The following is a 12,620-nucleotide window of genomic DNA, read 5'->3' on the forward strand; positions in this document are numbered from 1 at the left end:
ATCTCAAACCTCGGAGCAGGGGATCTGGGTAATGTCTTCCGGTTCCAGCGACGGGCGCGAGCTGTCGGTCGGCGAGATCTCGTAGAGGCTGATCCCCAGGATATGATTGGGGTTGCCGTCATTGTCCGCCAATGGTGTCAGCATCCGTTCCGCACGTCGCGTGTCGAGGGCGGATAGACGCTCGCTGCTGGCACCATAGTGAATCAGCGGCACGCCGAGGATGTTGTCCCATCGCTCACGCATGACCGGATAGTCGGCATCCCCGACGACTTCCCGCATGGTCATGCCCTTGATGCTGCGGCCCCAGGCATTGTTGATCTCCTCCCCGGCCAGGCGGACGACATAATCGTCCCGCTCCGTCTCGAAGCGATAGATCCAGAGGAAGGGAAGCAGGCTTCGTACCGCCATTGGGTCGAAAGCGCTGCGTTTTGGGATCAGGGCATCGCCCCGCGCCTCCCGCCATGCCTGCAGGAAGACAAAGATCCGTGGGTCCGCGCCCGCCAGCCGCGCTTCCACAGAAGCGCCCAATGGAGCGATCTTGGTCATGCGGTACTGGTCTCCCGGACAAGCGGCTGCGCTATGTCCAACATATTACAAGATTTGTAAATAGCGACGGGCCAAGTGCCGTTATTCAATGTCGGCACAATGGACCTGATATCCGTTCTGGAGGAGAATTTGAGGAGGGGTATCGTCCACATCACCGAACTGGTAAAGACTGATGCCCAGAACATGGTCCGGCCGGGCATCCACTGCGTCTTCGCCGATGATTGGCAGGACGAGGCGCTCCGCCGAATACAGGCGGTTCTCGAGAAGACGTTCCCCCTTGCCGTAGTGAATGAGCGGAGTGTTCAGGACCTTTCGCCAGATTTCCGTGACGACGATGTAATCCTGGTCGCCCAGGATCCGGCGTGCCTTATGGCCGGCAATGCTGTAGCCCCAGGAGCGGTTCACGTCCTCGCCTGCCAGCTTGCAGACAAAGTCGTCGGTTTCCGGGTCCAGCCGATACAGCCAGATCAATGGCAAGAGACGCGGAACACTCAGGGGGTCGAAGTCCCGCTTTCTCGGGACAATGCTTTCACCGCGCACGGATTTCCAGGCGTCGAGCAACTCCATGATCCGCGCGTCGGGGTCCGGAAGTTCGGATAGCTTCTGTTTCCGTGCTGTGACCTGCCCCGGCATTCCCGATCCTCAATGCGATTGGGCGAACATTCGAGTTACCTTCAAACATGGATACCACGACCGATGACAATGTCATCAGACATTCCGAGGTTTCGACCCTTGGCGAAGGCGGGCCGTCGTGATCCACTTCGACGCGAACGGATCGGAGGGACTACGATGGCCTGGATCAAGACCGTCGCCTATCGGGATGCGGGGGAGAACCTGAAACCCCTGTATGACCGGGTGTCGGGACCGGACGAGAATGTCGACAACATCATGATGGCGCATTCCCTGCGGCCACATACGCTGGAGGGGCATATGACCCTCTACAAGGCGGTCCTGCACCATTACGACAACGAACTCCCAAAGTGGATTCTGGAGGTCATCGGCATTTATGTCAGCCTGCTCAACGGCTGCGCCTATTGTGCCGAGCATCACTATGCGGGCCTGAAGCGACTGATGCGCGACAAGGAGCGCGCGCGGCTCATCCGGGAGGCGCTGGAGGCACGCCGACCATACGAGGCCCTGGACCGCCAGACGGCAAGGGCATTGGATTATGCCGAGAAACTGACCCTCGACCCGCGCAAGGTTTCGAAGTCTGACATCGAAGCCCTGCGGGAGGCCGGGTTCAAGGATGGTCAGATTTTAGAGATCAACCAGGTTACCGCGTATTTCGCCTATGCCAATCGCACCGTTCAGGGATTGGGGGTCGACATGGATGGCGACGTTCTGGGGCGGTCTCCGGGCAATGACGCCGATCCTGACAACTGGAAGCACGAATGAACGACACGTCCAATCCGATCGCCTGCACGGTCGACCTCACGGCACAGGGCCGCAATTGTGGATTTCTGACCGTGCCGCATTCGGTGCACCGGTCCGCCTATGGCCATATCCCGGTACCGATCGCATCCTTCGTCGGTCGAAATGAGGGGCCGTCCGTGCTGCTTATGGCGGGCAATCACGGGGACGAGTATGAGGGGCAGGTGATCCTGTCGACCCTGATCCGGGAACTGGATCCCGCACGGGTGAACGGCAGACTGACCCTGCTGCCGATGGCGAACTTTCCGGCGGCGGAGGCCGGTACACGCACATCGCCTGCGGACGGTGGCAACCTGAACCGGACCTTTCCGGGAAAACCGCGCGGTACGCCGACGGAAATGCTGGCGCATTTCATCGAACATCGGCTGATCGCCGGAACCGATCTGGTCATCGACCTTCATTCGGGCGGCAGCTCGCTGTATTGCGTGCCCTTCGGCATGACGTCCTGGGTGGAGGGCAATGCGCGTAACGATCTACGCCGCCGTGTCATGGCGGCGCTTGGATTGCAGGTGGCGTTGTACCATGCCCCGGACGGGGATGGCTGGTACTCCAGTTCCGCGGCCTGGCGTGCGGGCGCGGCCGGATTCACGCTGGAACTTGGTGGCGGCGGGACGGTCGACCCTGACATTCGCAAGGCTGCGCAGAACGGTGTGCTGCGCGCCCTTCGTGCAGTCGGCAGCTATGATGACGAAATGGCGGCAGGGCCGATTCCGCCGCATCCGCCGGAACTCAGGGATGAAAGCCTCCTCTCCGCCCAGGAGCCGGGCCTCTATGAACCGCTTGCCCATGCTGGCGACACGGTAAAGTCGGGGCAGCTTGTCGCGCGAATTCACTTTCCGGAAACCCCGGACAAGCCGCCACTGGATGTCATCCTGCCCCGCGGCGGCTATATTCTTGCCCACCGCGTGCCTGCGCGGGTGGTGCGCGGCGACGGCCTGTTTCACATCGGACATGCGGAAATGGTGTAAGCGGCGCGGGGCTGATCAGAACAGAACGGTGCTGCTTTCGTCGATTGTCTCCAGCGTCTCATAATGGACGCCTACGGAGTCGCCCTCGACATGCCGGACTTCGAAGGCTATGCGTTTTCGGATTCTGTAGCCCGCTGCCTGCATGTGCAGGTTCGCCTCGCCGCTCGCGCCGACATGGCGATAGGCCTCGGGCAGGATTGCACGGAAGCCGTTCGAACTGAAATCCTGCAATGAACGCAGCCGCCCATCGAGTTCCAGAGTCGGCAGAACCGTCGTCAGCCGCAGTTCCTCGCGGCGATCCATCTTCTGCGCTTCATTCTGATACATTTCCATGACAACCATCGTGACCCGATCCGCAAAATTCCCATTGGGAATGTGAGGATTCTAGGCAGGCTTTGTTAACACGCGGTAAATGGATGCCCAGGGGGCGGTAAGCAAAGGTACGATCCTTCATGCGTCCAGCCCATGATATTAATCTGTTAGATAGATTTTGATTATGTGACAGACTGGCCAAGGGATTCAGGGGAGGGGCCGACATGTCCGTGAACCATAGTCAACTTCGTGCATTTCATCACGTCGCCAATGAGGGCAGTTTCACCCGTGCGGCACAGGCTCTGGGCGTGTCCCAGCCAACCCTGTCCGCGCAGGTGAAGGCGCTGGAGGACGGATACGGCGTCCGCCTGTTCGACCGGCGCGGTCGTCGCATTGCCCTGACACCCCTGGCGCAGGACCTGCTGGCCGTGACCGAGCAGGTCTTCGCACTGGAAGGGGAGGCGGAGGCTTTACTGTCCGGAATACGGGATCCGGCCCGTGGAGCGTTGGCGATCGGCACGGAATCGCCGCACCACGCGATGACGTTCCTGGCCGGATTGAAGACCCGGCATGACGGGCTGGTCCTGTCCGTTTCGGTTGGCGGGGCGCGTTCCGTTTTGCGAGATCTAAGGGAGTATCGCTGCGACGTGGCGGTGCTTTCAAACCCGCCGGACGCGCCGGACCTGTTCGCGGTTCCATTTCGGCGTGACCGGCTGGTGGCGATCGCGCCGGCGTCAGAACCGGAAGGGGACGCCCCGATCCCACTGTCGTTATTGCTGGAGCGACGGTTGATCCTGCGCGAAGCCGGGTCGGTGACGCGCGACGTGCTGCAGGCCGCCGCTGCCGCCCGCGGACTGAAACTACGGCCGCATCTGGAAATCGGCAGCCGGGAGGCGATTCGGGAAGCCGTCGTCGCGGGCCTGGGGGTCGGTGTCGTCTTTGAAAGCGAATTCGGCCGGGATGCGGGACTGCGCAGGATCAAGATCGCCGGTGCGGATCTGACCGTTCGTTATGCCGTGGTCTGCCTGGAAAACCGCTGCCGCCTGGCCACCATCCGCGCCGCCATGGCTGTTGCGGAAATGCTGGCCGACCCGGCGGCAATGTGAGTGGGGCGTTACGCCGTCGGTCTGTCCCGATATGATCGCCATCAGGCTGGCCTCTCGCATGCGAATTCCAGGGGCGACCACGGTATCGCGCGCTTGATTCAGGGGCGCCCTGCCCATAAAGTCGCGCCGCTATGAAATCCGGTATGACCCAAGTCCAGGCGCGCTTTGCGGCGCCCATACGAATTATCGGCCCGACCCCTGCGGGCCGGGGCGCGCGGGTGTCGGGATAAGACTGGTGTCGGTTCGGCCGAAAAGGCCGTTCCGGGCGCCGCCCCGATCCGGAATCTCGATTTTCACGTGACTGGAAGCTGACCCATGAGCGCCGATACGACGCAACCCGTCGATTACAAAGACACGATCAACTTGCCCCAGACCGATTTCCCGATGCGCGCGGGCCTGCCGCAGCGCGAGCCGGAAATCCTGCAGCGTTGGGCGGAGACCGACCTGTGGTCCCGTCTGCGCGCGGACGCCAAAGGGCGCGAGAAGTTCATCCTGCATGACGGCCCGCCCTATGCGAACGGCCATCTGCATATCGGTCATGCGCTGAACAAGATCCTGAAGGACATCATCAACCGGTCGCGCCAGATGACCGGCTATGACGCCTGCTATGTGCCGGGCTGGGATTGTCACGGTCTGCCGATCGAATGGAAGATCGAAGAGAAATACCGCGCCGAAGGTCAGGACAAGGACGCCGTTCCGGTCGCCGAATTCCGTAAGGAATGCCGCGACTTCGCCGACAAGTGGATCGACATCCAGCGCGAGGAGTTCAAACGCCTTGGCGTGCTGGGCGATTGGGAAAACCCCTATCTGACCATGTCCTATGATGCCGAGGCGCAGATCGCGGCCGAGATCGGCAAATTCCTGATGCAGGGCAGCCTGTACAAGGGCGCGCGGCCGGTCTGGTGGTCGGCGGTGGAGAAAACCGCGCTGGCCGAGGCCGAAGCGGAGTATATGGAACACAATTCGACGACGATCTGGGTGAAGTTCCCGGTCGTGAAGCCTGCCAGTCCGGAGCTGGACGGCGCGTCGGTCGTCATCTGGACGACCACGCCCTGGACGATCCCCGGCAACCGCGCCATCGCCTGTCACGAGGAGTTCGACTATGTCGTGCTGGAAGTGACGGAATTGGGCGACGGCGCCAAGGGCGTGGAAGTGGGTGAGAAGCTGGCAGTCGCCAGGGCGCTGGTCGACGCGACCTGCGCGCAGGCGAAGATCACCGGCCACAAGATCGTCGCCGAGCTGAAGGGCGCGGCGGTGCAGGGCACTGTCTGTGCGCATCCCTGGCGCGGCCATGCCGAAGCGAACGGCCATTACGATTTCGACGTCACGGTCTATCACGCGGATTATGTCACCGACGAATCCGGTACCGGCTTTGTGCATATCGCGCCGGGCCACGGTGCGGATGACTGGCATCTGGGACGCAAGCACGGGATCGAGATCCCCCAGACCGTGGGCGAAGACGGCAGCTTCTACGATTTCGTGCCGGTCATGGCGGGTAAGGTCGTCATCACGCAGGACGGCAAGGAAGGCGATGCCAACCCGTCGGTCATGCGCGAACTGGCGATTGCCGGGAAGCTGCTGGCCAAGGGCTCCTTGCGCCACCAGTATCCGCATAGCTGGCGGTCGAAGGCGCCGCTGATCTTCCGTAACACGGCGCAGTGGTTCATCTCGATGGAGAGCCATGGTCTGCGCGACGTCGCCCTGCAGGCCATCGACGATACGGAATTCTATCCGAAGCAGGGCAAGACGCGCCTGCATTCGATGATCAAGGAGCGTCCGGACTGGTGCATCAGCCGTCAACGTGCCTGGGGTGTGCCGATCCCGGTTTTCGTGCACAAGGAAAGCGGCGAGCCGCTGCGTGACCAGGCGGTCGTCGATCGCATCGTCGCGGCCTTCCGGGAGGAAGGGGCGGATGCCTGGTTCTCCAGCGATCCGTCGCGCTTCCTGGGCAACGATTACGAGGCCGACGATTACGAGCAGGTTCGCGATGTCGTCGATGTCTGGTTCGACAGCGGTTCGACCCATGCCTTCTGCCTGGAGCAGCGGGAAGATCTGCAATGGCCGGCGTCGCTGTATCTGGAGGGGTCGGATCAGCATCGCGGCTGGTTCCATTCCTCACTGCTGGAGAGCTGCGGTACGCGCGGCCGTGCGCCCTATGACGCGGTGCTGACCCACGGTTTCGTCATGGCCGAAGACGGCCGAAAGATGTCGAAATCGCTGGGCAATGTCGTCGTCCCGGCGGAAGTGAACGAGAAATACGGCGCCGAGATCCTGCGGCTGTGGGTCGTGTCGGAAGATTATTCCGGCGATCTGCGCATCGGCGAAAGCATGCTGAAGCAGCTTACGGACTATTATCGGCGCTTCCGTAACACACTCCGCTGGCTGCTGGGCTCGCTCGCCCACTTCGATCCTTCCAAGCGGGTCGAACCGAAGGACATGCCGGAGCTGGAGCGTTGGGTCCTGCACCGCATCGCGGAACTGGACAAGCTGGTCCGCAAGGGGATCGAGACCTACGACTTTACCCTGATCTTCCGCGAACTTCATGAATTCTGCGCGGTCGATCTTTCGGCCTTCTATTTCGATATCCGCAAGGATGCGCTGTACTGCGATGCGCCGGACAGCCCGCGCCGCCTGGCGTCGTTGACGGTGCTCGACATCCTTTTCGAAAGCCTTACGGCCTGGCTGGCGCCGATCCTCAGCTTCACGACGGAGGAGGCCTGGCTGGCCAGAACCGGTACGGATGCCGGTAATTCGGTGCATCTGCGCCAGATGCCGAAGGTGCCGGTTGATTGGGCCCTGTCGGAATCGGAGGCTGCGCGTTGGACGAAAGTCCGCAAACTGCGCCGGGTGGTCCTGACCGCGCTGGAGCAGAAGCGCAACGAGAAGGAAATCCGCGCCAACCTGGACGCGGCGCCGGTCATCCATGCCGACGCAGATTTCAAGGCCGCTTTCGAGGGGCTGGATCTCGCGGATATCCTGATCACATCGGGTGCCGAAATCACGCTGTCGGATGCGCCGGAAGGGGCGTTCACCCTCCCGGACGTGCCTGGTGTAGCGGTCGTGTTCCGTCGCGCGGATGGCCAGAAATGCGAACGCTGCTGGAAGGTTCTGCCCGATGTCGGCAAGCGGCCCGATGCGCCCGGCGCCTGTGGCCGGTGTGCCGACGCCGTGGCCGGTGCGGTGCAAGCGGCCGAATAAGATGCAGCGGTTGGGTCTCGTCATTGCCGCGCTGGTCTTCGTGGCGGATCAGGTTTCCAAACCTTGGATTCTGTCCGTTTTCGAAGGTGGCGCGCGTCCGGTCGAAGTGACGCCGTTCTTCAATCTGGTGCTGGTGTATAACCGGGGCGTCAGTTTTGGACTGTTCAGCAATGATTCGGCCTACGGGCCATACATTCTTGCGGGACTGGCCGTGGCAATCGCTCTTGGGATCTGGTGGTTCCTGCTGCGCAAGGCGACGGGCCGATACCTGGCCGTCGCCTGTGGCATGATCGTCGGCGGCGCCTTCGGCAATGCTCTGGACCGCCTGTTATATGGCGGTGTGGTGGATTTTCTGGACTTTCATGTCGCCGGGTACCACTGGCCGGCCTTCAACATCGCCGATTGTGCTATCGTCGTGGGTGCGGTGCTGGTTGCCGCTGACGGCTTGTTCGGAAAGGCGAAACCCCTTACATGATGAGGGGTGTCGGCAAGTATGTTATACTGTCGGCGACATGGCAGCGTTCCATAAACGAACGGATTTGGGACCGACAATGACGGGACCGCGTAAATTGGGTGGAAGACTGGTAACGATCGGCCTGCTGGGCGGGACGATGCTGCTGACGGCCTGTTCGGCTGACACCGGCAAAATTCTCGGGCTGGAAAAGACGACGCCGGACGAGTTCGCCGTTGTGTCCCGTGCGCCGCTGTCGCTGCCGCCGGAATATGGCCTTCGTCCGCCCGATCCCAATGGTCAACGCTTTCAGGATCTGAAGCCGCAACTGGATGCCCAGCGTGCGGTATTCGGCGAAGAAGCCGTTCAGCGTCGCCTGGAGACAGAGGCCCAGTTGCGCCGGGCCGGCGTGACGCCGGGCGAAATGACGCTGCTGGACCGCACAGGTGCTATTGAGGCCAGCCCGGAAATCCGCCTTGTGGTGGATGAGGAAACAGCTGCCCTTGCGGCGGAACAGGAATCCTTCGTGGATGACCTGGTTTTCTGGCGTGAAGCGGAAAAATCCGGTGACGTGATCGATGCCAATGAGGAAACCCGTCGCATTCAGGGCAATTCCGCGCTGGGCGTGCCGGTAACCGAGGGCCAGACGCCGATCATCACCCGCGAAGGCGAGAAATCCTGGTTCGAGTGGCCGTTCTAAGCGCGTTCAAGGCCCGCTTGATTTCGTTTCCATAATTGGGAATTTCTGTGTCGAACGGTGGATGTTTTCGCCGTCCTTCCTATTTGCGTAATCGTTGGTCACAGAACATCGATTAAGAAGGGTAGCGGATGCGGTCCTCGAAAGCCTCGATCGGCGCGGCGGCACTGGTGCTGCTCGCCGTGTTTCAGTCGGCGCAGGCCGAAGTCTTCAATGCGAAGGAGACGTTTCTCGACAACGGCATGCAGGTCGTTGTCGTGGAAAACCATCGGGCCCCGGTCGTAACGCATATGGTCTGGTATCGCGTCGGCGCGATGGACGAGCCTCCTGGCCGCTCCGGGATCGCGCATTTTCTGGAGCACCTGATGTTCAAGGGCACCGACACCCTGGAACCGGGCGAGTTTTCGGCGATTGTCGCGCGTAATGGCGGGAAGGGAAATGCCTTCACCTCCCAGGACTTCACGGCCTATTTCCAGTCGGTCGCCAGTGATCGACTCGATCTCGTGATGCGGCTCGAGGCCGACAGGATGGCCAATCTGGATATCGCACAGGACCATTTCGAGCCGGAAAAGAAGGTCGTTCTCGAGGAGCGCCGTCAACGCGTCGATACGGAGCCGTCGTCGATCCTTTGGGAGCAGACGGCACCGGCGGTTTATCGAAACCATCCTTATGCCAATCCGGTGATCGGCTGGCGTCACGAAATCGAGGCGCTGCGGCTGGAAGATGCGATTGAGTTCTACAAGACCTATTACGCCCCCAACAATGCAATCCTGGTCGTGTCCGGCGATGTCGAGGCGAATGAGGTCTTCGCGATGGCGGAAAAGTATTACGGCGTGATTGCGCCAAGCGAGATCCCCGATCGGCCGGAGTTTCGCGAACCGCCGATGACCGTCGCGACCGAAGTGACCTATCGTGATCCGCGCGTCCGGCAGCCCAGTGTTTCGATCCGGAAACCGGCGCCGTCCTGGAATACAGCGACGGACAAAGCCGAAACCTATGCGCTGGACGTGCTGTCCCAGATCATCGGTGGCGGCAACACGTCGAAGCTTTATCGTGCCCTGGTCATCGATCGCGGCGTCGCGGTCGGCGCCGGCGGTTGGTATGACGGCGACGGTCGCGGTCCCGGTACGATCGGCTTCTTCGTCAGCCCGGCGGACGGTACGACATTGGACGCCGCAGAGGCGGCGCTTCGCGAGGAAATCGCAAAACTGCTTGAAAACGGCGTTACGGAATCCGAGGTCCAGCGCGCCATTGTCCGGCTGCAGGATGCGGCGGCGACCGCGCGCGACAGCCTGAGCGGGCCAGCCATGACCATCGGCCGGGCCCTGGCGACCGGCAAGAGCCTGGAGGATGTCGAGACCTGGCCGGAGCGCATCGGCGCGGTGACGACAGACCAGGTGAACGAAGCCGCCCGCAAATACCTGTCCCGGCCGGGCGAGGTCGTCAGCCGCCTCCTGCCCGCCGACGGCCCGAAGGGAGAAAGCCAATGACCGGCCGCCCCGTTGCCTTTGTGCTCATTGTTCTGGCCGTCCTGACGCTGGGGGCCGTTCATCCTGCCCAGGCGGAGGTCCAGGTCGAGGAGGTCGTCAGCCCGGGCGGGATCACGGCCTGGCTGGTGCGCGACGATACGGTCCCGGTCACGGCCATCGAATTCTCCTTCAAGGGCGGCGGCGCCGGTCTCGACCCGGAAGGAAAGGAAGGGACCGCCAACCTGGTCGCGTCGACAATCGATGAGGGATCGGGCCCCTATGACAGCAAGACCTATCAGCAACGGCTGGCCGATCAGTCGATCCGCATCTCCTTCAGCGCAGGACGCGATGCATTCTCCGGCAGTTTCTACACGCTGAACCGGTATCGGGACGATGCGCTGGAACTTCTGCGTCTGGCGCTGACCGAACCGCGGTTCGATTCGGAGCCGGTGGAGCGTATCCGAAGCCAGATCATGGTCGGCATCCGTCAATCCGAGAGCGACCCGGAAAGCCGGGGAGGAAAGGCCTTGCGGGAAGCCATCTTCGGAGATCACCCTTACGCCGATCCGGTGGAGGGAACAGAGGACAGTCTGGCGGCGATTTCCGTAGACGATATGCGCCGTTTCCTGGGGGAGGCATTGACCCGGGACAGGCTGACGATCGGCGTCGTCGGTGATATTGAGCCGCTGGAGCTTGGCGCGGCACTCGACAGGGTGTTCGGCGCCCTGCCCGAAACCGGCCGGGCGGATCCGACGCCGGATATCGATCCGGAGATCACGGGCAAGACGGTCGTGGTGGAGATGGATATCCCGCAGAGCACGATCCTGTTTGCGCAGCGGGGCCTGCAGATTGATGATCCACAATACTATGCCGGGATGGTGCTGAACTACGTGATCGGCGGAGGATCTTTCAGTTCGGTCCTGACGGATGAAATCCGCGTCAAACGAGGGCTGGTCTATTCTGTCTATTCCTTCTTGCATCCGATGGACCACGCGGCGCTGCTGCGCGGCGGTGCGGCGACCCAGAACGCGCGGGTGGGCGAAACGATCGGCCTGATTCGATCTGTCCTGAAGGACATCCGCGACAACGGTGTCTCCACGGAGCAGATCGCCGATGCAAAGACCTACCTGACCGGCTCCTTCCCGCTGCGCTTTACCAATTCCTCGCAGATCGCCTCGCAACTGGACGCAATGCAGTACCACGGATTTCCGATCGACTACTTCCAGACGCGAAATGCGCAGGTCGAGTCGGTAAGCGATGAGGATGTGAACCGACTGGCCGGTGAATGGCTTGACCCGGACAACCTGTTGTTCGTCGTGGTCGGGAAGCCGGAAGGGATTGGCGGCTGAAGCCAGGCGTTCCCATTAATTCACATGCTCCCGGCAAAATAGTCTGGAAGCGGTGATGTCGGAAATTTTATACTCTGGCGGGTAACGCACAGAGAAAGGGAACTTCCGATGCTTCAGGGGCTCGCCACGATGCCGAACGGTCTGTCCATCCGCCCGGCGCGGCCCGCGGACAAGCCGTTTCTCGAGAAACTTCATCGCGATCAACGCGAGGACTTGAAGATGGTCGATGCGGACCGGGCCTATATCGAGGAACTGCTGGACATGCAGTTGCGGGCCCAGACATCCGGCTACGGCGGCGCCTTTCCCAATGCCCTTTACTTTGTGATCGAGAAAACCGGGGATCTGATCGGGAAGTTGACACTGGACTGGGGCGGGACGGAAGCGCGGGTCATCGACCTGGGGTTCGTCAAGAAGGCGCGCGGCAAAGGCTTTGGTCAGTCCGTCATCATGGCGCTGCTGGCAGCCTGCGGCCCATCCAAGTGCCCGCTTGCGGTCTCTGTCGCGATCAACAATCCTCCGCTCTACCAGTGGCTTCTGGCCCATGGTTTCGTCGTCGCCGACGCGCCGGACGGCGGGTCACATCACATGTTGATCTGGTATCCGGGCGGTGACGCAATGGCTGGCCAGCCCGGCGCCATGACGCAGGCGTCTAAATAGGGACCGGGTCGCGGCGGCCTGGTTTCAGCCGAAAACGACCGACCAGCGTTGCCCGTCGCCCCATTCCGGCGCCGGGACGCCGCAATTCGGTGTGATCGTCACATTTTTCAGAATGCCGAAGCCCTCGTTTTCCAGGGTCACGCAGATCGATTCGCCCGATGGCGGCACAAGATCGGTCATGAAAATCGCCGAGAAGGACGGGCGCTCCCTCAGCCCGAGAATGGGTTCGCCCGAAACCCGGACATGGACCAGACGTGCCTGAATCTCGCCGCCTTCATTGTAGACCCGAAAGGTTTCGCCGATATGCGCTTCGAAGGTCTCCGGTACCACCGCGCCCATTTCCAGTTCTCTGTCAGTCATCTCATTCTCGCAAAGTCATTTGGGGCATCGCCATGATGGTGGCCGCCGGGATAGGATAGTCGGGCGTATCGGAAAG

13 protein-coding genes are annotated in these 12,620 nt (G+C 61.8%); 9 read left to right on the plus strand and 4 right to left on the minus strand.

Translation table 11 applies throughout. From position 1 onward, the window contains the following. Positions 1–3: 3 nt before the first annotated feature. Both R8L07_15185 and R8L07_15190 read right to left on the minus strand, forming a co-directional pair. Positions 4–546 carry a PAS domain-containing protein gene (locus R8L07_15185; protein MDW3206879.1) on the minus strand — a complete coding sequence of 181 codons (543 nt, stop codon included), beginning with the start codon at positions 544–546 and terminating at the stop codon, positions 4–6. An 81-nt stretch (positions 547–627) separates the two neighbouring features. Next, complete coding sequence (locus R8L07_15190) at positions 628–1,179, minus strand: PAS domain-containing protein (protein MDW3206880.1); 552 nt, start codon at positions 1,177–1,179, stop codon at positions 628–630. Between the two features lie 156 nt (positions 1,180–1,335). On the opposite strand from R8L07_15190, the gene R8L07_15195 reads away from it, so the two are divergent. Further along, on the plus strand, positions 1,336–1,941 hold the full coding sequence (locus R8L07_15195; protein MDW3206881.1) for a peroxidase-related enzyme: 606 nt from the start codon (positions 1,336–1,338) through the stop codon (positions 1,939–1,941). Continuing rightward, on the plus strand, positions 1,938–2,945 hold the full coding sequence (locus tag R8L07_15200; GenBank protein ID MDW3206882.1) for a succinylglutamate desuccinylase/aspartoacylase family protein: 1,008 nt from the start codon (positions 1,938–1,940) through the stop codon (positions 2,943–2,945). The genes R8L07_15195 and R8L07_15200 overlap by 4 nt, the downstream gene beginning before the upstream one ends. Positions 2,946–2,960: 15 nt before the next feature. On the opposite strand, the gene R8L07_15205 is transcribed toward R8L07_15200, so the two are convergent. Next, positions 2,961–3,287 (minus strand): hypothetical protein, encoded by a 327-nt coding sequence (locus R8L07_15205; GenBank protein MDW3206883.1) that lies wholly within the window; start codon positions 3,285–3,287, stop codon positions 2,961–2,963. 194 nt (positions 3,288–3,481) lie between these two features. Between R8L07_15205 and R8L07_15210 the strand changes: the two genes are divergently transcribed. From R8L07_15210 to R8L07_15240, 7 genes are all read left to right on the plus strand, one after another. Next, entirely contained in the window at positions 3,482–4,363 is an 882-nt protein-coding gene (locus R8L07_15210) for a LysR substrate-binding domain-containing protein (protein ID MDW3206884.1), read from the plus strand. A 315-nt stretch (positions 4,364–4,678) separates the two neighbouring features. Beyond that, positions 4,679–7,561, plus strand: a complete 2,883-nt coding sequence (gene ileS, locus R8L07_15215) for an isoleucine--tRNA ligase (GenBank protein MDW3206885.1) — start codon at positions 4,679–4,681, stop codon at positions 7,559–7,561. A gap of 1 nt (position 7,562) precedes the next feature. Continuing rightward, positions 7,563–8,036, plus strand: coding sequence for a signal peptidase II (gene lspA / locus R8L07_15220; protein ID MDW3206886.1), 474 nt, complete (start codon positions 7,563–7,565; stop codon positions 8,034–8,036). 76 nt (positions 8,037–8,112) lie between these two features. Beyond that, positions 8,113–8,712 (plus strand): DUF3035 domain-containing protein, encoded by a 600-nt coding sequence (locus R8L07_15225; protein MDW3206887.1) that lies wholly within the window; start codon positions 8,113–8,115, stop codon positions 8,710–8,712. A gap of 128 nt (positions 8,713–8,840) precedes the next feature. After that, positions 8,841–10,199, plus strand: coding sequence for a pitrilysin family protein (locus tag R8L07_15230; GenBank protein ID MDW3206888.1), 1,359 nt, complete (start codon positions 8,841–8,843; stop codon positions 10,197–10,199). Continuing rightward, on the plus strand, positions 10,196–11,527 hold the full coding sequence (locus tag R8L07_15235) for a pitrilysin family protein (GenBank protein MDW3206889.1): 1,332 nt from the start codon (positions 10,196–10,198) through the stop codon (positions 11,525–11,527). The genes R8L07_15230 and R8L07_15235 overlap by 4 nt, the downstream gene beginning before the upstream one ends. A gap of 108 nt (positions 11,528–11,635) precedes the next feature. Continuing rightward, complete coding sequence (locus tag R8L07_15240) at positions 11,636–12,184, plus strand: GNAT family N-acetyltransferase (GenBank protein MDW3206890.1); 549 nt, start codon at positions 11,636–11,638, stop codon at positions 12,182–12,184. 24 nt (positions 12,185–12,208) lie between these two features. Here the strand turns inward: R8L07_15240 and R8L07_15245 are convergent, their stop codons facing one another. Continuing rightward, on the minus strand, positions 12,209–12,544 hold the full coding sequence (locus tag R8L07_15245; GenBank protein ID MDW3206891.1) for a hypothetical protein: 336 nt from the start codon (positions 12,542–12,544) through the stop codon (positions 12,209–12,211). Between the last annotated feature and the right edge of the window lie 76 nt (positions 12,545–12,620).

It is taken from the genome of Alphaproteobacteria bacterium (assembly GCA_033344895.1).
Taxonomy (GTDB): domain Bacteria; phylum Pseudomonadota; class Alphaproteobacteria; order UBA8366; family Aestuariispiraceae; genus Pacificispira.

Excerpts from the sequence above, each read along its gene's own strand:
- R8L07_15200 (MDW3206882.1), top strand. The coding sequence starts at position 1,938 with ATGAACGACACGTCCAATCCGATCGCCTGCACGGTCGACCTCACGGCA.
- R8L07_15185 (MDW3206879.1), bottom strand. The coding sequence starts at position 546 with ATGACCAAGATCGCTCCATTGGGCGCTTCTGTGGAAGCGCGGCTGGCG.
- ileS (MDW3206885.1), top strand. The coding sequence starts at position 4,679 with ATGAGCGCCGATACGACGCAACCCGTCGATTACAAAGACACGATCAAC.
- R8L07_15210 (MDW3206884.1), top strand. The coding sequence starts at position 3,482 with ATGTCCGTGAACCATAGTCAACTTCGTGCATTTCATCACGTCGCCAAT.
- lspA (MDW3206886.1), top strand. The coding sequence starts at position 7,563 with ATGCAGCGGTTGGGTCTCGTCATTGCCGCGCTGGTCTTCGTGGCGGAT.
- R8L07_15190 (MDW3206880.1), bottom strand. The coding sequence starts at position 1,179 with ATGCCGGGGCAGGTCACAGCACGGAAACAGAAGCTATCCGAACTTCCG.
- R8L07_15235 (MDW3206889.1), top strand. The coding sequence starts at position 10,196 with ATGACCGGCCGCCCCGTTGCCTTTGTGCTCATTGTTCTGGCCGTCCTG.
- R8L07_15230 (MDW3206888.1), top strand. The coding sequence starts at position 8,841 with ATGCGGTCCTCGAAAGCCTCGATCGGCGCGGCGGCACTGGTGCTGCTC.
- R8L07_15240 (MDW3206890.1), top strand. The coding sequence starts at position 11,636 with ATGCTTCAGGGGCTCGCCACGATGCCGAACGGTCTGTCCATCCGCCCG.
- R8L07_15245 (MDW3206891.1), bottom strand. The coding sequence starts at position 12,544 with ATGACTGACAGAGAACTGGAAATGGGCGCGGTGGTACCGGAGACCTTC.
- R8L07_15195 (MDW3206881.1), top strand. The coding sequence starts at position 1,336 with ATGGCCTGGATCAAGACCGTCGCCTATCGGGATGCGGGGGAGAACCTG.
- R8L07_15225 (MDW3206887.1), top strand. The coding sequence starts at position 8,113 with ATGACGGGACCGCGTAAATTGGGTGGAAGACTGGTAACGATCGGCCTG.
- R8L07_15205 (MDW3206883.1), bottom strand. The coding sequence starts at position 3,287 with ATGGTTGTCATGGAAATGTATCAGAATGAAGCGCAGAAGATGGATCGC.